Source organism: Streptomyces sp. NPDC028298 (assembly GCF_055565895.1).
The window spans coordinates 93,777-114,870 of the sequence record NZ_JBVHTL010000008.1; the positions used below are offsets into that span (position 1 = coordinate 93,777).

Consider the following 21,094-nt stretch of genomic DNA (forward strand, 5'->3'; position numbering starts at 1 on the left):
ACTTGAACGAACGAAGGTTGGGCGAGCGGGACTTGAGCGTTGCGTCCACGTCGATCGAAGCCGTGGACTGGGCGGCCCTCAAGCACGCCTACGGAACCGCCGACGACGTACCCGCCATGCTGCGGAACCTTCGGCACCCGGAGAAGGCCGCCGACGCGGCCGAGGACCTGCTGACGCACGTCCACCATCAGGGCGGTGGAGTCTATTCCTCGGCGCCCCCAGCCCTGCCCCACGTCATCGCGGCCGCCGCGGACCCTGCCGTGGCAGCGGAGGTCAGGGGCGAACTCCTCTACCTCGTACGGTCCCTGGCGCACTCGGGAAACACCGCACAGCCCCGCTTCGTCACCCGCGGCTGGGCCGGCGCCTGGAACCTGGCGGTCCCGGACCTGCTGCCCCTCCTCGACGCCCCCGTGGCGGAGCACCGTACGGCGGTCGCGCACTGTCTGGCCGAGGCCCACGGCCGGGCCGACGAGGTCATCGCCGCACTGCGGGCCCGCTGGGAGGTCGAGACCGCGCCACGGACCCGGCTCCAGCTCGTCGATTCGGTCGGCGCGCTGACCGCCCACGCGCGTGAGCAGCGCGGCGCCTCCCTCGACTGGCTGCGCGCCGAGATGAACGACGCCGCGCCCTCCGTACGACTGACCGCCGCGCAGGCCTTGCGTCGCGCGCTGCCGGGGCAGGACGCCGTCGACGGCGTGCGGGCGGTGTCCGACGTGCTGTCCGGCAGCGAACCGGACACATGGCGCCCGGAAGGCATCACCACGGGGACCGTCGTCTGGGCGGTCGGCCTCCTCGGAGACGCCCCGGACGCCGTGGCCGGCGCGACCCGCGAGCTGCTCGGACACCGGGACCCCACCGTACGCGCGGGAGCGCTGCGGGTCGCCGCCCAGGCGCTCAGCCGCCGACGGTCCGCGGTCGCCGACCTGCTGCCGGACGTGGCTCGTTCGCTCGGCGATCCCGAAGCCGACAACCGGCTCTTCGCCACCCGGGTCCTCGGGATGTGCGGGCACGCGGCCCACCCCTGGGCGGACGCCCTGGCGGCCATGAGCACGGAGGCCGACGAGGCGGATCCGCGGGTCCGGGCCCACGCGCTCTGGGCACTGTCGCGGCTCGGCGATCCGCGCTGCGTCCCGCCCCTGGCGCGCCGCCTGGCCGACGCGGACCCCGGCTTCGCCCTCCACTCGTCCCACGCCGACGGCTGGTGGACGTACGAGCTGAGCCTGAACGACGTCGCCGCGGATCTCGGCGCCCACGCCGAGGTGCTGCTGCCCCCGCTGCGGGCCCGTCTCGCCACCGCCGCCGGCCTCGACGAACGCCGGGCGCTCTGCCAGTTGCTGACCGCGTGGGGTGACGCCTCCGCCCCCGCGATCCCGGAGCTGCTCGCCCTCCTGGACACCGATGCCGTGGTCTGGGCGCTGGACGCCCTCGCGGCGATCGGGCCGGCCGCGGCGCGGGCCGTCCCGCGTGAGCGGCTGCGCGCCTTGCTCGAAGCCCCGCCCGCGAACCAGTCGTTCGCACCGCGCAGTCTCGCGGTCGCCTACGGACGACTGACCGGCGACCGCGAGCCCGCGCTCACGCTGCTCCTTCCCGAGCTGGAGGGGCGCTACGGCCAGGAGGGCGCCGCCGTGCTGCTGGGCGAACTGGGTCCGGCGGCAGCCCCGTACGTCGGGCGGCTGCGCGAACTGCTGCCCCGTCATCCGCACGGCTGGCTGCCTTTGCGCGTCGGCGAGGCGCTGTGGCGGATCACCGGGCGGACCGACGAGGTGGTCCCGGCCCTCGTCTCGGCGATCGCCCCGTTCGCCGAGGAGGGTGGCGCCTATCCGGCCGTCATCGACACGGTGGAGCTGCTGGCGCGGATGGGCGCGGACGCCGCTCCCGCACGGCCGGTCCTGAGGGCGTTCCTCGACGCCGACGTACGCCCCGTGCGCCACGGCACCTGGCGTTCCGTCCCTGAGGACGACGCACTGTGCGCCGCCGCACACGCCGCACTGCTCGCCATCTCCGTGGCGGGTGCTGCCGACTGACCTCATCGGCGCGGGCCCCGATGCCGGGGCCCGCCGCGGGGATTCGGCTGCCCCGGACGACAAGAAACCCCGTCCCGCACATCGCGGGACAGGGTTTCGTCAGAGCGCCGGGCAGGCCTTGCACCTGCATTTCCCCGCAGGAAGCGGGGCGTCTTTCCTTGGACCACCAACGCATCACCCATCAGAGTGACTTCCTCCGACCGGCTCTGAACAAATAGTAGCGCACAGGTGTACGGGCGATGTCCCCCGCACCGTACGGCGGCTCCGAACCCGGGCTCGCGGCGGAGTCGGACCGATGCGTGGGGGCGGATGTTCACCTCTCTTGCCGGTACGACTAATCCATCATCACGAAGCCGTCGGCAAGCCCGGGTCATACTCCGACTCGCCCCGCACCCGGCATATGCCGTTTTAACCATGCCTTCAGGGCCCAATTGCGCGACACGGCCGATCCGGCCCGCTCCCGCGAAACACCCTGTTCACAAACCCGGAGGGGCCGCGCCACACCTGGCCGGGCGCGCGGCGGCGCGGCGCACCGGGCCGGGCCGGTGATCCGGTGTACGCCTCGGCGCTGTCGACGATCTGCGGTCTCATCATCACGCCGGGGGCGAATATCTTCGGAAAAGACTTCTTTCGCGCCGTTGTGGTCGAACTATCGCTTTCCCAATACTTCGAGTGGCCGGGGACCTCCCGAGGGATCCGGCCGGCACCGAAGCCGCGCAGCCCGCTCCCGCTCCCCGGGCCGGCGCACCTCCCCGCTCCCCGCTCCCCGCTTCTCGTTCCTCGCGCTTCGCTCCCCGCTGCTTGCTCCTTGCTCCCCGCTGCTCGCCGCTTCCTCTCCGCTCGCCAGGCCGGTCGGATCCCAGCTCCCCCTGGGCCCGACCGCCGGCACACGTCCCTGCCCTGAGGAGAAGTCCGATGGACAACCGCTACGAGGCCTACGCCTACGCAGACCCGATCTTCTACGACTCGCCCCGACGCTGGGGCGCTCAGGAGGAGTTCGCGGCCGTCACCCGGCCGCTGCCCGCGGGCTGGGAGCTCGGCGACCTGGAGATCTGGGCGGTGGTACGCCCCCAGGACGTCCAACTGCCCTCACAGGGCTGGAAGATCCACGTGTCCTCGTGCGCCGAGGACGCCGAGGCGGTACTGGAAGCGGTCTACGACTACTGCCTGCGTGAGCACATCACGTTCAAGTTCCTGCGCGGCCTGCCCATCCTGCAGATGCAGAACTCGAAGTACTCGCCCCGCGGTTCGAGCGGGAAGTTCTGCACGATCTACCCGGTGGGCGACGCCGAGCTGCGGCGCTGCCTCGAGGGACTCGGACCGCTGCTCGCGGGCCGCCGGGGCCCGTACATCCTCAGCGATCTGCGCTGGGGCGAGGGACCGCTGTATCTGCGCTACGGGGGATTCGCCGAGCGCCACTGCCACAACGACGCCGGTCAGCGGGTGCTGGCGCTCGAAGACCCGGACGGCCGACTGGTCCCCGACGTCCGCGGCGCCGGCTTCTCGGTGCCCGACTGGGCGCCCGTGCCGGACTTCGTGGAAGAGGCCATCGCCGAACGCAACGCCCCGCAGGCACCCGCCCTGCCCTACAGCGTCGAGCGGGTCCTCCACTTCTCCAACGCCGGTGGCGTCTACCTCGGCCGGAAGGACCCGGACAGCCCTCAAGTGGTGCTGAAGGAGGCCCGGCCGCACGCGGGCCTCGACCAGCGCGGCGTCGACGCCGTCACCCGGTTGCAACAGGAACACGACATGATGGTCCGTCTGGCGGGACTGCCCGGAGTCCCCGCCATGCACGAGCTGCTGACCGTGTGGGAACACCGTTTCCTGGTGCAGGAGTTCGTCCAGGGGCAGTCACTGAGCGAGTGGCTGACCGCGAAGTATCCGCTCATCCATCCGGACGCCGACGACACCACGGTCGCCGAGTACACCCGCGAGGCGATCGCGATCGTGGACCGGATCGAGCACATCCTGAAGGGCATGCACGACCGCGGGGTCGTGTTCGGAGACCTCCATCCCCGCAACCTGATCATCCGGCCGGGCGGCGACATCTGCTTCATCGACTTCGAACTCGCCAGCACCGTCCAGGCGTTCGTGCGGCCAGCCCTGGGAGCCGCGGGCTTCACCGCTCCGAGGGGATACACGGGCCCGGAGATCGACCTGTACGGACTGGCCGCGATCCGGCTCTGGTTGTTCCTCCCGCTCGCCCAACTGCCCACCCTGGACGCGGGCAAGAGCACCGAGCTCGCCGATGTCATCGAGCGCCGGTTCCCCGTACCGCCCGGATACACCGACGAGATCCGCCGCATGCTCGCCCCCTCCCCCGAGGACGGCCGCACCCCCAGGCCCGAACTGGGCCTGCGCAGGGCCGAGACCCAAGCCCTGCTCAGCGGGCCGCGGGCCGACTGGCGGGCCATCCGGGACTCACTCGCCGCCGGCATCCGGGCCATGGCCACCCCCCACCGCGGCGACCGGCTCTTCCCGGGCGACATCGCCCAGTTCACCCAGGGCAGCCTGGGCCTGGCCCATGGAGCGGCCGGCGTCCTGTACGCCCTCCACGCCACGGGCGCCGGAACCGACGCCGAACACGTCCAGTGGCTCATCGAGGCCGCCCGCACCCGCCCGGCACTGCCGGGTCTCTACACCGGCGGACACGGCGTCGCCCACACCCTCGACCTCCTCGGCGAACGGGACGCCGCGCTCGACCTGCTGGAGCGGCTCACCCGCACCCCTTCGGACAGCCCCCCGGGCCCCGACCTGTCGTCGGGCCGCGCAGGCATCGCCCTGACCCTGTCGCACTTCGCCTCGGCCACCGGCGACGACCGGCTGCTGGACAGCGCCCTCACCCACGCGCAGACCGCGGCCGACGAGCTGGAGAAGGAGGGGCCGTCGAGCGGGCGCCGCAAGGCCGGCCTGATGAACGGGGCGTCCGGCGCGGCCCTCGCCCTGATCCGCCTCTACGAGCACACCGGCGATCACGCTCTCCTCGAACGGGCCCAGACCCTGCTGGAACTGGACCTCGAACGCTGTGTGACCGCGGCGGACGGCACCGTCCAAGTCCTCGACGAATACCGGGTACTTCCCTACATCGAGACCGGCAGCACCGGCATCGGACTGGCTCTGGAGGCCCTCCTCCGCCATCACCCCGACAGTCCGACAGCCCGTTTCCGTACGCCGATCAGCCGGGCCGCCGAACCCGAATTCATCATCCAGCCCGGCCTGTTCAACGGCCGCGCGGGGCTCATCGGCTACCTCGCCCTCACCCGGCCCCAGCCGCACGCCCCCGGCCCGTGGCACTCCCCGCGCCCGCGCACCCCGGACGACGCGGAAGCGGCCGCCGATCGCCAGACCGCGCTGGACCGCCACCGCAGGCTCCTGACCCTCCACCAGATCTCGTACCAGGGTCACCTCGCCTTCCCCGGCGACCAACTCCTGCGGCTCTCCGCGGACCTGGCGACCGGCTCCGCGGGCGTGCTCCTGGCCCTGGGCACGGCCCTGGCCGGCACGCCTTTCCTCCCCTGGACCGGCGGACCCGGATCGGCCCAGGAGAGCCCGAGCCTCCCCCCGGCCGCGGCCGGCCGGCGCCAGACCTCCGCCGGGCACACGGCCGGCCGTCCCTGACCACGTCACCACAAGTCGCGACCGGATCAGCCGAGTCGCGCCCCAAAGACTCCCGGCCACCCGGCCGGGTGATCCACCCGTCAGTGAATGAAGGAGAACAGCCATGATGATCCTCGACCTGCAGACGATGGACCTGCCCGAGACCGAGGCCACCCCGATCGACGACACCCTCGCGAGCACCAGCTCCCTGAGCGTGCTCAACTGCGGCACCAGCACGGTGAGCACGATCCTCTGCGTGTAACGGGCACCGCCCTGTAGGGGGCGCACGCAGCACAGCCGGCCGGGCCGCCACCAGCGGCCCGGCCGGTCGCCCATCAGCTCCCAGCAGCCCCTCCCTCCGCCCGCCAGGTGCGTGCCCCCGCGCGACGCCCCCTCGCAACCAGAGAGGTTCCCCGTGGCCGACGAGTCCGCCCCCCGCGCTCACCCGAACAAGGGCCCCCTGCGGCTGCGCCGTGAACTGACCGCCGAACCCGGCCCGCTCACCGCCGCACTGTTCCTCGCACTCGCCGCCACCGCCGCCACCCTCGCCCTCCCCCTCTTCCTCCAGGACGTCATCACCGACTTCTCCAGCCACCGTCCGCTCACCGACCACATCGCCCTGATGTGCGCCGCCGCGGCGGCCGGCGCCCTCACCCAGGCCTGCTCCGGCTTCCTGCTCGCCCGCATCGGCGAACGCATGGCGTACAGGCTGCGCATCACGCTGATGGAACACGCGCTGCGGCTGCCGCTGCCCGTCGTACGGACCCAGGGCACCGGCGAACTCGCCGCCCGGATCACCTCCGACGCCCTGTTGCTGCGTCAGATCGTGGACGTGGCGAGCCAGTTGCCGCTCGCCACCGTCACCATCGCCGCGACCCTCGGCGTGATGGTGTGGATCGACTGGGTCCTGACCGTGGTCACCCTGATCGCCCTGTCCGCCCTGACCCTGATGGTGATGCTGGTCCTTCGCCGCATGCGGGCCAACGTGAGCGGCCAGCAGGACGCCGTCGGACACATCGCCCAGCGCTTCACCGCGAACCTGGAGGCACTGACCACGATCAAGGCCAACCGGGCCGAACCGCTGGCCACCCGCGCCCTCGCCGAGGACGCGGAACGGCTGCGCTCCATCTCCCTGGAGGGCGCCCGGCTGGGCACGCTGATCCCCGCCGTGCTCACCCTGGGCAACCAGCTCGCCATGATCGCCGTCATCCTCACCGGAGGCGCCCGCCTGGCCGCGGGCGACATCACGGCGGCCGCGTTCGCCGCGTTCCTCCTCTACCTGCTCCAGGCGATCCCGTCCGTCAACACACTGGCCACCGGCCTCGGCCGGCTGCAGTCGGGGCTCGCCGCCCGCGACCGCTGCAACGACCTGCTGCTCCTGCCGCCCGAGGACGACACGACCGAGGACGGCCGGGGCGCTCCCACCCCGCTGCCCGACGCACCCGCCGTCGCCTTCGACTCCGTCTCCTACACCCACGCCGGAGCCGGCCGGCCCACCCTGCAGGGCATCTCCTTCCGTACCGCCCGCACCGGGCTCACCGCCGTGGTCGGCGCGTCGGGGGCCGGGAAGACCACCACGCTGTCCCTCATCGACCGGTTCATCCGGCCCTCCTCGGGCACCATCACGGTCCTCGGTCACGACATGCGGCACTGGCCCCTGGACGCCCTGCGCACCCGTATCACGTACGTCGACCAGGCCTTCACCCTGCTGGAGGCCACCGCCCGCGAGAACCTCCAGCTCGGCCGCACCACCCCCGCCACCGACGAAGAGCTCGCCACCGCCCTCGACGCCGTCGGACTCGCCGACGACATCACCCGCCTCCCCCAGGGACTCGACACCCTGCTGGGCCGCGAGACCGACCTGTCCGGCGGCCAGCGGCAGCGCATGGCGCTCGCCCGTGCCCTGCTGTCCGACGCCGACATCGTGCTGCTCGACGAACCCACCAGCCAGCTCGACGGCCTCAACGAACAACGCTTCCGGACCGTCATCGAAAAGCTGGCGACGACTCGCGCGGTCATCGTCGTCGCCCACCGGCTCACCACCGTGCAGCACGCCGAGCACGTGATCATGCTTGACCAGGGAACCGTCACCGACACCGGCAACCACCCCTCGCTCCTGGCTCGCTGCGCCCCGTACCAACAGCTCATCGCCAGCCAGGCGATCACCGGATCGTGATCGGGCAGATCCCCGCCGCAGGGCGAGGACCCCGTCAAGGCCGACCGCCTCGCGCCCGATCACGTCGAGCGGGACGGCATCGAGCGGGGCGGCATCGAGCGGGACCGCATCGAGCAGGATCGGAGAAGCCATCGCCGGCCGGCCGCGGCTAGCGTGATCCGCATGACTTCCATCGCATCCATCACCCTCGAAGTGGACGACCCGACCGCCGCCGAGCAGTTCTACGCCGGCGCCTTCGGACTCGGCGCGGGGCTGCGCCTGCGCGCCTCCGAGGCACCCTCGACCGGCTTCCGTGGGTTCACGCTGGCGCTCACCGTGTCCCAGCCGGCCGACGTCGTGAGCCTCATCGACGGCGCCATCGCGGCCGGCGCCACATCGCTCAAGCCCGTGTCGAAGTCCCTGTGGGGCTACGGAGGCGTCGTCCAGGCCCCGGACGGGACGATCTGGAAGGTCGCCACCTCGGCGAAGAAGGACACCGGTCCGGCCACGGGCACCATCGACGAGCGTGTGCTGCTGCTGGGCGTCGCCGACGTCAAGGCGACCAAGCGGTTCTACGTCGAGCAGGGGATGACCGTCGCGAAGAGCTTCGGCGGCAAGTACGCCGAGTTCACCGCGGACGGGCCGGAGCAGTTCAAGCTGGCGCTGTACAAGCGCGCCGGGCTGGCCAAGGACCTCGGCGTCACCGACGACGGCAGCGGATCGCACAGGCTCGCGCTCACCGGCACCGCGACGGCGTTCACCGACCCGGACGGCTTCACCTGGGAAGCCTCGTCGCCGGCACACACGAAGTCCTGACCGCAGAACCGGGCACTCCGCCCGTCAGGCAGGCACCGCTCGCGCCGGTACACCGCGGAACCGGGCCGTAGTCTGTCGTCGTGGCCCGTCACACACCACCGCGCCCCGTGGACGTGGAGAAGCTGTTTCCCGAGCTGGCCCCCCTCCGCAGAGTGACCGTAAGGCTCCACCCGCGGGCGGGTGAACCGACCTGCCGGGACAGCTCGGTGGGCGGCCCGCTGCTCTGGCCTGCCGAGGAGGCGTGGCCGCTGTGTCCCGAGCACGAGGGTTCGCCGATGGTGCCGGTCGTCCAGATCTACCGCGCCGCTGTTCCCGACATCGTCCCGTTCCCCGAAGGGTGCGATCTGCTCCAGGTCCTGTGGTGCCCGCGCAAGCACGGCGGTGGCCGCTGGGTCGTCCCTGAGGTGCGCTGGCGCGAGGCCGGCGCGGTCGGCGAGGTGCTGTCGGCGCCGCCGAGCCCGGCCGAGTACTGGGAGAACTACGTCCCGCGTCCGTGCGTCGTGCATCCGGAGCGGGTGACGGAGTATCCCCACTGGGATCTGGACGACGACCTCTGGGACGAACTGGAGTTCAGGTTCCTGGACTTGGACCAGGAGACGGGCTGGGACCACCAGAGCCACCTCTCCACGGCGCCGGGCACGAAGCTGGTCGGATATCCCGGCTGGAGCCAGGACCCGAGGTGGCCGGACTGCGCGGTCTGCGGGAGGCGCATGGAACACCTCCTGACCGTGGAGAGCACCGAGGGCGACGCGCTGTCCCGGCGCACCTGGACACCGGTCGAGGACATCGACGTACGGTACGAAGGACCGGGTCTGGTGCTCGGCGACCTCGGTGGCGTGTATCTCTTCGAGTGCCACACCTGTCCCGGGCGCCCCTTCGCCCACCGCTTCGACTGCCCTTAGCAGTAGAGGGCTTGGCACCCGGAGCACGCGAGCGCCGTCGAGTCCTCCGTGTCGAGACCTGCCGGCGGGCAGTCGCGGAACCCTGTCCTCGAACGGCTGGGGAGGTCGTCGCGGACCGGGCACTCGTGCTGCTCTCCCCGACGCCGGTCAGGCGACGCGTTCCAGGCCCGCCTTCACCGACTGCCGGGTGCCGTCCCGCTTGGTCGACTCGTAGGCGAAGTCCACCGTGTCGCCCGGGCGCAGTGTCAGGGTGATGCGGCCGTTCGTGACGCAGTTGCCGGACTGGATGCTCTCCCCGAGGATCACCTGCTCCGTGCCGCCGACCGCGGTCAGGCTCACGGTGCCGTAGCAGTCGGAGGACTCCATCGCGTAGTGGACGCTGCCGACCCGCTCGCGCAGGGTGCCCTGGTCGAGCTCCACGGTGACGCGGTAGTGGTCGGTACTGGAGGCGTCGACCTCCTCGGCGTAGCCCTGCCAGCGTCCGAGGAACTTCTCCGGCACGCCGACGGGCGTCGGAGCGGTGGGGGTCGGGACGACCCCGGCCCCGTCGGCTTCACCGGGCGCTCCAGACCCTCCGGACGCCACGGACGTGCTCGGCGGAACCGAGGGAGCGACGGACGTCTCGGGCGTGCCGGGAGCCTCCGATACGGACGACGCGCCGCCGGGCGACGGACCCGAGGCGCGTTGCTCCACATCGCCGCTCAGTTGCACGAACAGTCCGATCAGAGCGGCGACGATCGTGGCCGCGGCACCGATCAGGGCGACGACGAGCGCGCTCCGGTGGGAGTCGCCGGAGGCTCGAGGGACCGGGCGCTGCGGCCTCGCGTAGGGATCCGGCGGGGACTGCGGTCTGGTCATGGCGCGGCCTCTGATGCGTGGTTCAGGGAAGATCAGGCCATATTGCCGTCTAGGCACCGCACTTGTGCGACTTTCAGGCAAATCGACCGAATAGATCATGCCAAATCGATTCGCCACACCCGCTGTTCCTGCGCGACGCACATGGGTTGCTCGGCGACAGCCCCATCCGCTCCCAGCCCTCCGAAACTCGCTGGTGGGTCCCGGCCGGATGCCCGATGCTGTCGGGATGATCACCCGTGTGTCCGCCGTCTCCCGAGTCGAGACGGAGTTGGAGCGTGCGTACCTCGAGGAGCTCGCGACCTACGGCCGATCCGTCCCTGCGCAGGTGACCCTGGTCCGTGAGCACGCCCTGGGCTGGATCGTCTCCTGGGACGCGGAGGACTACGTCCGCACGGGCGACCCACGCCGCTCACTGCTGGGCAACGGCCCCTATCTGGTGGACAAACAGGATGGCGGTCTCCACCAGATCCCGGTCGTGGACGTGGTCACGGGAGCCTGGGAGAACGACTATCTGACGCGGGTGAAGGGGCGGGAACCGCCCGGCCCGGTCGACGCGCTGCACGACGAGCTGCGGTCGACCGCCGAGACTCAAGGCAGGGCCCAGGCCCTGCGTCTCATCCGACGGCGGGTCTCCGCTCTCGGCATCCGCGCCGCGACGGCCTACGTGGACGCGTTGATTGCCGGGGAAAGCCCGCCGGCCGACCTCCTCGCGTTGACTGCCGAAGCACTCCCCCGCCCCAAGGAGCCCGTCGCGCTCGGCGTGCGAACCATCACCGAACCCCGTACCCCCATGGCAACGCCCAATCCGCCGTACGAGCCGTCGGGCACCGCACCACATCGCCGCAGGCAGACCCCTGAACGGTGCTCGACCAGATACCTCGGTGACTACCGCGAACTGTCGCCCGATCAGGCCGACGCACCGAGCATCCATGACTCCATCGCCACCGAAGTCCGCCCTCACGAAGCGGAACTGATCGCCTATCTGCGTTCCGGCACGCGGTTGGCCGTATGCGGCACGGGCTCCTACGACGAGCTGCGTGGCGACAAGACGTACATCGGAGAGAACTCGACGCGGACCGACGGAACTTGGTTCTGGAACGCGCATCTCGCCTACTACGTCGAGACCTACCACCTCGCGCTCGACGACCGCTTCGTCGCCCATGCCGCCAACTCCGGCTGGAGACCGCGCCACCTCGACGACACCGAAGTGCTCGCCCTCAGTGATCGCCTCTACGACGCCGACGACCCGTGGGCATGGTGACAGCTCCGAATCGCCAGGGTCATCGCGTGGCATCCTCGGTCCGGCACCCTGACGGTCACGCCTTGACCGGGCCGCTTCCCGGCTCCTTCACGATGCGATCGCCGACCGCGATCGACTTCCACAGCCTACGGTCGACGCGCACCTTGACGGACTGGCCGTCCGCACGCCTCACCTTGACGAAGTGGTACATGTTCGCGCCGTCGAGCATGCCCCGCGACTTGTCCTCGACGGTGCCTTCCCAGGCGTCGTCCGGTCCCGATTTGTGAGATGTGAACATGCCCCAAGCCTACGAAGGCCGACGCGCGTAGTGCAGGGTCAAGAGCCACACATACCGCGGTACAGGTGTCGTGCGGGAAGCCGTACAAATGTCCCGAGCAGCGCCATGACGACAGTCCCCGGGAACCGAACGGGCGGACGCGCCGTGTACCGGCAGGCGCTGCTGGCAGTGGCGGCTGCGAGGATGCGCCCATGGAGCAGACATTGAGTCGGCAGGAAGCATCGACGGCGGTCCAGGACCACGGGTGGCGCTTCTTGCTGGGCACCTTGCGCACGTCGGTCCGGGTCGGATCGTTGGCTCAGGCGGTGGGCTTGGCGGCGGACGCCGTCGGCGCGTGCGGCGACGACGCCGACCGGCACCTTCAGGTCGACGTGCGCCCCGATCGGGTCGTCTTCACCCTGCAGTCGGCGGACCGAGCGGCGGTCACCACCCGGGATGTCGAACTCGCGCGTCAGATCTCCGCCACCGCCGACAGGTCCGGGCTTCTGACAGAGCCCGAGATCGGAGCGGAGGCACAGCGATCGGTCCAGGTCCTGGAGATCGCGATCGACGCGCTGGACATCGCCGGGATCCGGCCGTTCTGGAAGGCGGTGCTGGGCTATACGGACGAGGCGGGCGCCGCGGGACCGGAGGACGCGCTCGTGGACCCGGTCGGGCAGGGCCCGGCGATCTGGTTCCAGCAGATGGACCAGCCACGCCCCCAGCGCAATCGCATCCACTTCGACGTCTGCGTTCCGCACGACGAGGCATCTCAGCGGATCGAGAACGCGCTGGCGGCCGGAGGCCACCTGGTGTCCGCGACCCGCGCCCCCGCCTTCTGGGTCCTCGCCGACGCGGAGGGCAACGAAGCGTGCGTGACCACATGGCAGGGTCGGGACGGCTGAGATCGTATGACGAGTCTCAGGAGACTTCCGTGAGCGTGCGGGGCCGGTGCTACAGATACGTCGGACCCGCCGAGCTGAAAGCCGCGGTCCTGCCAGGGAGCCGCGGATTCCGCGTCAGCTCGGCGGCCGACTTCGACAGGTGGATCGCTGAGCGACCGAGGCCGGAGCAGGCCGAACCCTTCACCTTCGTGGTCGACATGGACGGTGCGCTGCGACTGGCGCCGCGACGAAGCGAGCACGTGGCCTGTGCCGGCGGAGACAGGGTTCTGGGCGCCGGCGAGATCGGATTCGTGCGCGAGGCTGACAGGTGGGCCGTGAGCGAGGTCAGCAACCAGTCCACCGGGTACTGCCCGGACATCAGCTCCTGGCAGGCGGTCGCCCGCGCTCTGGACGACCTAGGACTCGGGCGGCCTTCCGGCTTCACCCACGAAGTGGTGTTCCGGCGCTGTCCCGGCTGCCAGGAGCACAACATCGTGCGCGAGGACGACTTCGTCTGTGTCTTCTGCGGCGGTGATCTGCCCGCGACCTGGAACGTGGATCCCACGGCGTGACGCTCGCGGAGGTCGGCCCAGAGGCGTCGGCCCCCGCGCCACGGGCTCGTCCGGCGATACGGCGACCGGGACCCGTTCCATAGCGGAGAAGCAGTCGTGCGAAGATTCGGCGCCAGTATCCGACCCACCGGGCCGACCAGGCCGAACACAGCGCGACCAGCAGTCCGCGCGCCGAGAAAGTGCACATGCGTACGAACACGATCAGCGCCACCCACACGGCCCTCGTCGCCGTGGTGGCGATTCTCGCCACCGGATGCGGCGCGGGCGCCGGAGCTGCCGCCTCTGCGGCAAGTACCACCCCCGCCCCTTCCGCATCGGCGCCCTTCGGCCAGAAGGACGTTCGCAGGGACCTGCGAGCGGCCATCGCGGCAGCCGGGCTGACGGGCGGCAAGGTGGAGGCCGGGCAGGGCGCATCCAAGGGGGCCGATACCCCCACCAACGCCGAACAGGGAGACAAGGCCGCCGCTCTCGCCGACCGGCTGACCCCTTGCGTGGTCTCCTGGTCGTCCACCGAGAAGGGCGACCGCTCCACGAACCCTGCCGATCCGGCCGGCGCGCGGCGGCAGATGAAGGCCATGGCCTCCGGCCTCGTGGCGCGAGGCTGGAAGCAGAGCACGCCGCCACAGGACGCACCGGTCGGAGGCGACGCGACCTACTTCATGGCTTCGTACAAGAAGAAGGGGTGGGTCCTCTACGCCCGGCATCTGGCAGCACCCACGCTCGGCCACATGACGGTCATGGCCACGGACGTGGCCTGCTTCAACCGACTCACCACCCCTGAAGAGCGAGCACTCATCGAGAAGCGAGGGCTGTAACACCAAGCCGAGTCCCCCGAGGTCGGAGCGGATGACTGGAACGCCCGCTCGTCATGTGAGGGCGACCGTCTTCGGGGGCGTCGGCGAGGACGAACCCGCCGCAGGACCGGACGCGGTCAGCGGGCCTCGCCCGCGGACCCGGCCGCCAGGCGGGCCTCGAACCCGTCGAGCAGGGACCGGAGTCCGAACGTGAAGGAATGGTCGGGGGCCCCGGCGTACTCCGTGGCGGCCGTGGTGTCCAGGCGTTGCCGTAGGTGCGGGAATTGCCTGGCGGTGTCGGTGGCGCGCCTCATGGCGTCGGCCATCAACTCCTCGGCGTTCTCGCCGCTCTTGTTCAGCCTGCGGTTCAGCGACACCTGCGCGGCGGGGCCGAGGGTGCTGCCGAGCACGAACGCGAGGGCCGCGGCGGCCGCCCGGTCCGCGTCCGCGGCGGCGAAGCCGGCCTTCTCGTAGACGGCCAGGCTGAAGTCGTTGTGCCGGGCCTGGGCCGATCCGTAGAGGAGATGACTGCCGAACGCCTGGACGAGCCAGGGGTGGCGGTTCAGCATCGCGTACACGCCCGTGGCATGGGCGGTCGCGGCCGTGCGCCAGTCCAGGGCGTCCAGGTCGGGCACCTCGACCTCGCCCCAGACCGCGTCGCTGGCGAGCCGGACCAGGTCGTCCTTGTTCTTGATGTGCCAGTAGACGGCCGTGGCGGCCGAGCCGAGCCGTTGCGCGAGGCTGCGCATGTTGAGGCCGTCCAGCCCCTCGTCGTCGAGCAGCTCGATGGCGGCACGAACGATCCGGTCTGCGGTCAGCGTGTCTCGCGGCATGACGGCCACCTTACTTGAACTTAGTTCATGGGATCCCTTGCACTTTGTTCAAGTCTTCTTCTACGCTCCTGCTTGTACTTAGTTCAAGAGTCGAGGGGGAGACATGTCGCAGGAGAAACTGTCGGAGTTCGTCGCGTCGCGGGCCACGGAGCTCGGCATCCCCGGTGCCGCCGTCGGGGTCCTCTTCGGGGGCCGGGAGACGTACGTCTCGCACGGTGTGACCAGCCTCGCGGACCCGTCGCCGGTGGACGAGAATACGCTGTTCCCCGTTGCCTCGGTCTCCAAGACCTTCACCGCGACCGCATTGATGCGTCTGGTCGCCGAGGGAAGGGTGGACCTGGACGCACCGGTGCGGCACTACATCCCCGAACTGCGGCTCGCCGACGAGCAGGCGGCGGCGCGGATCACCGTCCTCAACCTGCTGAACCACACCGCGGGCCTGGACTGGAACCTGATCGACGACGGCAAGGGCGACCGCTCACTGGCCGGCCTGGTGGCGAAGCTTCCCGGCCTCCCGATGATCGCGCCGCCCGGCACCCGGGCCTCGTACAGCCAGGCCGGTTACAACCTGGCGGGCCGGATCGTTGAGAAGGTCACGGGGCAGCCGTTCGAGCAGGCCATGGCCTCGCTCGTCCTGGAGCCCGTGGGCCTGACGGACACCGTGTACGGGCTGGCCGAGGCGATGGTCCGCAAGTTCGCCGTGGGCTACAACCGTGCCGAGGACGGCGAACTGCGCGCCGCCCGGCCCTGGAACGCGTTCAAGGAGGGCGCCCGCGGCGACAACCCCGGCGGCGGGCTCGCCTCCTCGGTGGGCGACCTGCTGCGCTGGGCCCGCTTCCAGCTCGGCGACGGCGCGGGTGTGCTGCCCGCCGCCGACCTGCACCGCATGCGGGAGCGGACGGTGGAACTCCGCGGCAGCACCCTCGGCGACGGCTTCGGCATCTGCTGGTTCCTCCACGACCTCGACGGTCTCCGCGGGATCGGCCACGGCGGTTCGGGCAACGGGCAGTTCGCCGAACTGCTCATCGTGCCCGAGCGCGATTTCGCGGTGGTCTCGCTGGCCAACCTCGGTCCGGACGGCCACCCGTTCAACCAGTCCGTCGTACGGTGGGCCCTCGAGCACCACCTCGGCGTCACCGAGAAGGCGGCGCGACCGCTCCCGTACGACGAGGGAAGGGCCCAACAGGTCGTCGGCCGCTACGAGATCGACGCCATGAACCTCGACATCGCCGTCGACGGCGCCCGGCTCACCCTGGCGGTGGGGATCAAACCGGAGATCCGCGCGGCATCCGACGAGGAGATGCCCCCGGACCACCCGGCCGCGGTCATCGGCTTCCTCCCCGGAGACGGCGACGAGTACGTCGTCACCGAGGGCGGCCTCGAAGGCCAGCGCGGCTACTTCTCCCGCGACGCCCACGGAGCGGTCACCGGCATCGACATCGCGGGCCGGCTGTTCAACCGGGCCACGGTGGCCTCCTAGGACGCGAGGGGCAGATCCCGCCGGAAGACGGCCATGGGGCGACCCGGGCCGTTGTAGTCCTCGGCGATGCTCACGTCGAAGCCGACGCTGCGGTGGAAGGCGATCGAGCCGGTGTTCGCCACCGACGTGATCGCCTTCAACCGCCGCGCGCCCTGGAGTTCGGCCGCTTCGGCGAACGCCGCGTACAGACGGCGCCCGAGACCGCTGCCGCGGGTGTCGTCCCGGGTGGCGATGAGATGCGCGTAACCGGTGCCGTCGGGCGTGACGAAGCCGAAGGCGTAGCCACGGATCCCGTCCTCGGCACGTGCGACCAGGCAGGTGGCCCCGAACTCCTGCACCAACGCCAGAAGATGCAGCGAGCGAAGGTCCCGCTCACCCCAGTAGCGGGCGTGATCGGCCAGGATCCGGTGGAAGTCGGCCACGCCGGCGGGAGTTATGTCGATCTCCATGAACGACGATCCTGGCACACGCTCCGCGCCGGTCACCAAAAGGAGTCGACGCCGGTCGACGCGGCAGTCGATCATCGGTGCATGTCACTGAGAGACACCCTGGCGCGCGTCGACGCGGACCTGGCCGCGGGCCGGGTCCCCGTCGCGCGCCAGCGCCTGCGCGGGCTCGTGTCGTCGTTCCCGAACGACCTGACGCTGCGACGCCGTCTTGCCGAGACCTACCGGCTGTACGGAGAGCCCGCGGAGGCGGGCCGCTGGATGTATCTCGAATCGGATCGCGACACGGCCGAGACGGCGGCCTTCGAGGCCAGGTACGACACCCCTGAGCGGCGCATGCGCGCGCTCGCCTGGAGAGGTTCCGAGTCGCTCGCCCCAACGGCCTTCGCCAGAGGGCAGTTGGAGGCCGTGCGCGTGGCGTGCTCCGACTCCATGGGGCATCCCGTCGCATGGGACACCGTGCCGGACGGCAAGAAGGCCGAGAGTGCGAACCATCCCTTCACCGACTTCCTGGCGGGAGCCGGATGTCTGCTGGCGGTCGTCGCGTTCCTCGCGATCTGGGTGAACGGCCTGGTGGCCCTCTTCGACTGAACCCAACGGCCGTTGACCCGCGCGGCGTGCGCGGCGTGGGCCGGATCGGCGGCGGGCCGGACAGAGCGTCGCCGATCCGCCGCCGGGCCGGGCTCAGGCACTCACAGGAAGCGCCACAGGTGGTCGGCCGTGCCGTTGTCGTCGTACTGGACCACCTGGGCGCTGTTGGCGGTGGACATGCGGTCGACGCCCAGGACCTTTCCGCTGTTCTTGTTCCGGATGCGGTACCAGCCGTCGCCGTTGTCGACGAGCGTCCACAGGTGGTCGTCCGTTCCGTTGTCCTCGAACTGCACGACGATCGCGCTGTTGTCCATCGACATGTGGTCGACGCCGAGGACCTTGCCGCTGTTGCCGTTGCGGATCAGATGCCATCCGTCGCCCCGGTCGACGAGCTGCCAGGCGTGGTCGCCCGTGCCGGTGTTGTCGAACTGCACGACGCGTGCGCTGTTCTCGGTCGACATGCCGTCGACGGCCAGGACCTTGCCGCTGTTCTTGTTGGCGAGTCGGCGGAAGGGTGGTTCCGGGGTCCAGGGCCGGCCGTCCGGAGCCGCCGTGGGGAAGGACGTGATGCGAAGGCGCGCGGCCCCCATCGGGATGAGGGTGACCGTCTCGACCGGCGCGTCGCTGCGGGCCGGGGAATCCTGCAGCGGCGCCACGACATGCTCGTCGTCGGCGATCCACTCCGGGATCCTCCGGGCCTGCGCCGAGAGGGACACCGGCGTGGTGCCGGGTGTGAAGGGCTGGTCCGGGACGACGGTGCCGGTCCCCGCCGGAGTCAGTGAGGTCCCCGGCAGGAGGCCGTAGTTCCATCCCGTGGTCGCGTGGACCTCGTACGCGGGGAACGCGTCGTCTCCCGCGTAGCGGTCGTAGCGTTCGCCGATCTTCAACGAGTAGGTGAGGGGGCCTCGTTCGACGCTGACCGCGCCGTGCTGCCCCGGCCATGAACGCAGTCGGGCCTGCTGGGGCAACCGCAGGCGCACGGTGTCGCCGTCGCGCCAGGTGCGGTCGATCCGTGCCCAGGACGGGCCGTCCGAGGCGGTGACCGCCGTTCCGTTGACCTGCAGTTGGGGCCCTGTGCACCAGCCGGGCACGCGCAGTTGCAGGGGGAAGCGCACCGGACGGGGTGTGGAGAGCGTGAGGGTGATCGTGTCCTGGAAGGGGTATCCCGTCTCCTCGGTGACGGTGACCGTCGTTCCGCCGGCGACCGTGGCCTTGACCCGGCTCGGGGCGTAGAGCGCGGCGACCAGGCCGCCGTCGGCACCGGCGAGCCAGAGCTCCTCGGTGAAGTAGGGCCAGCCCATGCCGTAGTTGTGGGGGCAGCAGCGGTACTGGTCGACGCCGGCCTGGAAGGCCTGCATGGCGAAGCCGTTCTGGAACTGCCCCTGGGTCTTGGGCCGGTTGTCGAGGTCGACGCTGTTGGCGCTGGTGATGTAGTGGACGGACCTGCCGTCGGGATCGAGGGAGGCCGGGAGCATGTTGAAGGCCAGGTCCTCACAGCGGTCCGCCCAGACCGGGTCCCCGGTGATCCTGGTCAACAGCTCGTGGCTGGCCATGAATTCGACGATGCCGCAGGTCTCGAAGCCCTGCCGCGGGTCGGCGAATCCGGGCCGGTAGTTCTCGTCCCCGGCCAACCCGCCGCCGGGGAACCGCCCGTAGGCACCCATCACGGTGTCGTAGGCCCGGTACGTGGCCCCTACGAGGTCGGCGGAGCCGGTCAGATGCCCGTACTGGGCGGGCTCCCGGAAGCCCTGGGCGATGTTCACGTTGTGCCGGCTCGGGGTGGCGCCGGTCCAGTCGGCGCCGTGACCGTGCATCTTCGCGGCGAGATCGAGCAGGAAGGCCTCGCCGGTCCGGCGGTGGAGCCATACGGCGATGTCGAGGCCGTCGCCCCAACGGTAGGACACCCAGCTCGTGTTGAAGGCGCCCGGACCCTGGGCGTTCATGTAGCGGAGGAAACGGACGAGGAACGGCACGATCCGCTGGTCGTGGGTGTACTCCTCGTGCGTCCGCAGCGCTTGCAGGAGCGGCAGGAAGGGCCAGAAGTCGGGCCCTCCGTTCAGTGACGTACGTAAGCCGCGGGGCCCGAAGAAGCCGTCGCTCTGCTGGGTCGCGAGGATCCCGTCCACCCACTGGCGTGATCGCGCCAGCGCGTTCTGGTCGCCGGTGGCGATGGCCAGCGGGATGTAGCCGCGCAGCCAGTACGGCACCTCCTCCCAGGCGTCGCGCTCGGGATGCACCCAGCCGGTCGCGGAGAAGTCGAGGAAGTGCGAGCCGTTCTCGTACGTGCCGCACAAACCGGCGAGCTGCAGCCGGAGTTGGCCGGCGAGCCACCCGCGGGCGACCACGCTTCCGGGCGGCAGCTTCTGGAACGCGTCGGCCGGCGCCGTCCCCGCCGCCGGCCGGGTCGCCGCGGCAGCGGCCCCCGTGTACGTGCCGCCGAGCGCCGCGGCGCCCAGTGCGCCGGAGCCCAGGGCGAGGATTCTCCGTCTGCTCACTGACATGCAGGTGACCTGCCTTCCGAAAGGGGTCCGCTCGCAGTGCGACAACGTTGTCCGACTTCTACAACGTTGGAAATTGCGCCGCGGACATGACAGCACGCCGGGGTCCGGCTGTCCAGGCGTCGTCACGGACGATCCCGGACCGCTCGACCGAAGGCCCCGCCAGAGGCCGTCGGGGTCCGTCAGGCTCCGTCAGGCTCCGTCAGGCTCCGTCAGGCTCCGTCAGGCTCCGTCAGGCTCCGTCAGGCTCCGTCAGGCTCCGACGGCCGATTCCCGGGGATGCGCCTTCATGGCCCGATGGTGGGCGGCGAGCCGGGACTGGGGCACCTCGGAGTCGTACACGGCCACCTTGCCGATCGCACCCTTGAAGTAGGACTTGGTGCCGGCGGTGCCGATCCGCATCGGGGCGTCGGTGTTGCTCGGGGTGATGTCGTACTCGTCGAGGGCGTCCTGGTCGCGGAGCACCCCGTCCTTGTAGACCTTGACGTATCCCGTCGGGTAGGCGCGGCTCTTCTCACGGGTGTTGACGACCAGCGCGTAGTGGATCCACCGGCCGGGGCTGACCCGGTCCTCGAAGTACGAGCCGGCGCCGAGTCCGCCGCCCCGGTTGAAGACGTATCCACTGATGCGGTTGGCACGGGCTTCGGTGTTGTCCCGCGAGTACATACGGGCCAGCCACTCGGTCCGGGCATCCGAACTCGACACCTTGCCGAGCCAGTTGACGTACCCGGCGCCCGCCGTCCTGGTGAACGTCAGCGTGTCGGGCCGGATCCAGGCCTCCACGGTCAGTTCACCGGTCGTGGTGACGGAGAGCCGGTCGTCGTCCGGGATCTCCACGTACTGGGAGGTTCCGTCGAACAGGGAGGCCCTGTCTCCGTTGGGCATGGAGGTGACGCCGGGCGCGTGGTGGTACGCGGGCTCGAGGGCGGCTCCGGACTCGCGGGCCCCTTTCCCGGCGCCGAGCGACAGATAGAAGGCCGGGGAGTCGGCTCGTACCGCGTCGTCGTACGAAGCGGGCGGACGGGTGGACGGGGTTCCGGCGCCGCACGCCGTCTGGGTCGTCGCGGCGACGGCGACCAGGCCTGTCAGCAGGCACGCCGTGCGTCGTCTTCGCGTCATCACGGATG

18 protein-coding genes are annotated in these 21,094 nt (G+C 70.8%); 12 read left to right on the forward strand and 6 right to left on the reverse strand.

Annotation, left to right across the window (positions count from 1 at the left end; genetic code table 11):
* Window positions 1–32: 32 nt before the first annotated feature.
* The 6 genes from ACZ4TO_RS31090 (at window position 33) to ACZ4TO_RS31115 (ending at window position 9,494) form a co-directional block, all read left to right on the forward strand.
* Window positions 33–2,024, forward strand: a complete 1,992-nt coding sequence (locus tag ACZ4TO_RS31090; protein WP_468025948.1) for a HEAT repeat domain-containing protein — start codon at window positions 33–35, stop codon at window positions 2,022–2,024.
* Window positions 2,025–2,939: 915 nt separating this feature from the next.
* Complete coding sequence (gene lanKC / locus ACZ4TO_RS31095; protein WP_468025949.1) at window positions 2,940–5,642, forward strand: class III lanthionine synthetase LanKC; 2,703 nt, start codon at window positions 2,940–2,942, stop codon at window positions 5,640–5,642.
* Window positions 5,643–5,745: 103 nt separating this feature from the next.
* A complete protein-coding gene (locus tag ACZ4TO_RS31100; RefSeq protein WP_107065889.1) occupies window positions 5,746–5,883 on the forward strand; it encodes a SapB/AmfS family lanthipeptide in 138 nt (45 codons plus the stop codon).
* 153 nt (window positions 5,884–6,036) lie between these two features.
* Entirely contained in the window at window positions 6,037–7,797 is a 1,761-nt protein-coding gene (locus ACZ4TO_RS31105; protein ID WP_468025950.1) for an ABC transporter ATP-binding protein, read from the forward strand.
* Between the two features lie 162 nt (window positions 7,798–7,959).
* Entirely contained in the window at window positions 7,960–8,592 is a 633-nt protein-coding gene (locus tag ACZ4TO_RS31110; RefSeq protein WP_451075682.1) for a glyoxalase, read from the forward strand.
* A gap of 80 nt (window positions 8,593–8,672) precedes the next feature.
* Window positions 8,673–9,494, forward strand: coding sequence for a YwqG family protein (locus tag ACZ4TO_RS31115; RefSeq protein ID WP_468025951.1), 822 nt, complete (start codon window positions 8,673–8,675; stop codon window positions 9,492–9,494).
* 147 nt (window positions 9,495–9,641) lie between these two features.
* On the opposite strand, the gene ACZ4TO_RS31120 is transcribed toward ACZ4TO_RS31115, so the two are convergent.
* Window positions 9,642–10,352 (reverse strand): hypothetical protein, encoded by a 711-nt coding sequence (locus ACZ4TO_RS31120; RefSeq protein ID WP_382778561.1) that lies wholly within the window; start codon window positions 10,350–10,352, stop codon window positions 9,642–9,644.
* A gap of 226 nt (window positions 10,353–10,578) precedes the next feature.
* On the opposite strand from ACZ4TO_RS31120, the gene ACZ4TO_RS31125 reads away from it, so the two are divergent.
* Window positions 10,579–11,613 carry a YrhB domain-containing protein gene (locus tag ACZ4TO_RS31125; protein ID WP_468025952.1) on the forward strand — a complete coding sequence of 345 codons (1,035 nt, stop codon included), beginning with the start codon at window positions 10,579–10,581 and terminating at the stop codon, window positions 11,611–11,613.
* Window positions 11,614–11,668: 55 nt separating this feature from the next.
* Here ACZ4TO_RS31125 and ACZ4TO_RS31130 read toward each other — a convergent pair whose 3' ends face one another.
* A complete protein-coding gene (locus ACZ4TO_RS31130; protein ID WP_385041485.1) occupies window positions 11,669–11,890 on the reverse strand; it encodes a DUF7489 domain-containing protein in 222 nt (73 codons plus the stop codon).
* Between the two features lie 191 nt (window positions 11,891–12,081).
* Here ACZ4TO_RS31130 and ACZ4TO_RS31135 point away from each other — a divergent pair, with 191 nt between their 5' ends.
* The 3 genes from ACZ4TO_RS31135 (at window position 12,082) to ACZ4TO_RS31145 (ending at window position 14,140) form a co-directional block, all read left to right on the forward strand.
* Window positions 12,082–12,774 (forward strand): VOC family protein, encoded by a 693-nt coding sequence (locus tag ACZ4TO_RS31135; protein ID WP_468025953.1) that lies wholly within the window; start codon window positions 12,082–12,084, stop codon window positions 12,772–12,774.
* 29 nt (window positions 12,775–12,803) lie between these two features.
* A complete protein-coding gene (locus tag ACZ4TO_RS31140) occupies window positions 12,804–13,325 on the forward strand; it encodes a hypothetical protein (RefSeq protein ID WP_468025954.1) in 522 nt (173 codons plus the stop codon).
* A 185-nt stretch (window positions 13,326–13,510) separates the two neighbouring features.
* A complete protein-coding gene (locus ACZ4TO_RS31145) occupies window positions 13,511–14,140 on the forward strand; it encodes a hypothetical protein (protein WP_468025955.1) in 630 nt (209 codons plus the stop codon).
* 116 nt (window positions 14,141–14,256) lie between these two features.
* On the opposite strand, the gene ACZ4TO_RS31150 is transcribed toward ACZ4TO_RS31145, so the two are convergent.
* Window positions 14,257–14,952, reverse strand: coding sequence for a TetR/AcrR family transcriptional regulator (locus ACZ4TO_RS31150; protein WP_468025956.1), 696 nt, complete (start codon window positions 14,950–14,952; stop codon window positions 14,257–14,259).
* 103 nt (window positions 14,953–15,055) lie between these two features.
* On the opposite strand from ACZ4TO_RS31150, the gene ACZ4TO_RS31155 reads away from it, so the two are divergent.
* A complete protein-coding gene (locus tag ACZ4TO_RS31155; protein ID WP_468025957.1) occupies window positions 15,056–16,432 on the forward strand; it encodes a serine hydrolase domain-containing protein in 1,377 nt (458 codons plus the stop codon).
* Here the strand turns inward: ACZ4TO_RS31155 and ACZ4TO_RS31160 are convergent.
* The gene (locus ACZ4TO_RS31160; protein ID WP_468025958.1) at window positions 16,429–16,881 is read right to left on the reverse strand and encodes a GNAT family N-acetyltransferase; all 453 of its coding nucleotides are present in this window, start codon (window positions 16,879–16,881) and stop codon (window positions 16,429–16,431) included. The two genes, ACZ4TO_RS31155 and ACZ4TO_RS31160, sit on opposite strands and share 4 nt — an antisense overlap.
* An 81-nt stretch (window positions 16,882–16,962) precedes the next feature.
* On the opposite strand from ACZ4TO_RS31160, the gene ACZ4TO_RS31165 reads away from it, so the two are divergent.
* Window positions 16,963–17,469, forward strand: a complete 507-nt coding sequence (locus ACZ4TO_RS31165; protein WP_468025959.1) for a DUF6584 family protein — start codon at window positions 16,963–16,965, stop codon at window positions 17,467–17,469.
* Between the two features lie 101 nt (window positions 17,470–17,570).
* On the opposite strand, the gene ACZ4TO_RS31170 is transcribed toward ACZ4TO_RS31165, so the two are convergent.
* Together ACZ4TO_RS31170 and ACZ4TO_RS31175 are read right to left on the reverse strand one after the other, a co-directional pair.
* Entirely contained in the window at window positions 17,571–19,970 is a 2,400-nt protein-coding gene (locus ACZ4TO_RS31170) for a beta-L-arabinofuranosidase domain-containing protein (RefSeq protein WP_468025960.1), read from the reverse strand.
* Window positions 19,971–20,219: 249 nt separating this feature from the next.
* Window positions 20,220–21,086: a LamG domain-containing protein gene (locus tag ACZ4TO_RS31175; RefSeq protein ID WP_468025961.1), complete on the reverse strand. Its 867-nt coding sequence runs from the start codon at window positions 21,084–21,086 to the stop codon at window positions 20,220–20,222.
* Between the last annotated feature and the right edge of the window lie 8 nt (window positions 21,087–21,094).

What these genes read in the sequence shown, in the direction of transcription:
- ACZ4TO_RS31110 (WP_451075682.1), top strand. Translation starts at nt 7,960, where the DNA reads ATGACTTCCATCGCATCCATCACCCTCGAAGTGGACGACCCGACCGCC.
- ACZ4TO_RS31150 (WP_468025956.1), bottom strand. Translation starts at nt 14,952, where the DNA reads ATGCCGCGAGACACGCTGACCGCAGACCGGATCGTTCGTGCCGCCATC.
- ACZ4TO_RS31125 (WP_468025952.1), top strand. Translation starts at nt 10,579, where the DNA reads ATGATCACCCGTGTGTCCGCCGTCTCCCGAGTCGAGACGGAGTTGGAG.
- ACZ4TO_RS31165 (WP_468025959.1), top strand. Translation starts at nt 16,963, where the DNA reads ATGTCACTGAGAGACACCCTGGCGCGCGTCGACGCGGACCTGGCCGCG.
- ACZ4TO_RS31130 (WP_385041485.1), bottom strand. Translation starts at nt 11,890, where the DNA reads ATGTTCACATCTCACAAATCGGGACCGGACGACGCCTGGGAAGGCACC.
- ACZ4TO_RS31155 (WP_468025957.1), top strand. Translation starts at nt 15,056, where the DNA reads ATGTCGCAGGAGAAACTGTCGGAGTTCGTCGCGTCGCGGGCCACGGAG.
- lanKC (WP_468025949.1), top strand. Translation starts at nt 2,940, where the DNA reads ATGGACAACCGCTACGAGGCCTACGCCTACGCAGACCCGATCTTCTAC.
- ACZ4TO_RS31135 (WP_468025953.1), top strand. Translation starts at nt 12,082, where the DNA reads ATGGAGCAGACATTGAGTCGGCAGGAAGCATCGACGGCGGTCCAGGAC.
- ACZ4TO_RS31160 (WP_468025958.1), bottom strand. Translation starts at nt 16,881, where the DNA reads ATGGAGATCGACATAACTCCCGCCGGCGTGGCCGACTTCCACCGGATC.
- ACZ4TO_RS31170 (WP_468025960.1), bottom strand. Translation starts at nt 19,970, where the DNA reads ATGTCAGTGAGCAGACGGAGAATCCTCGCCCTGGGCTCCGGCGCACTG.
- ACZ4TO_RS31100 (WP_107065889.1), top strand. Translation starts at nt 5,746, where the DNA reads ATGATGATCCTCGACCTGCAGACGATGGACCTGCCCGAGACCGAGGCC.
- ACZ4TO_RS31145 (WP_468025955.1), top strand. Translation starts at nt 13,511, where the DNA reads ATGCGTACGAACACGATCAGCGCCACCCACACGGCCCTCGTCGCCGTG.
- ACZ4TO_RS31120 (WP_382778561.1), bottom strand. Translation starts at nt 10,352, where the DNA reads ATGACCAGACCGCAGTCCCCGCCGGATCCCTACGCGAGGCCGCAGCGC.
- ACZ4TO_RS31175 (WP_468025961.1), bottom strand. Translation starts at nt 21,086, where the DNA reads ATGACGCGAAGACGACGCACGGCGTGCCTGCTGACAGGCCTGGTCGCC.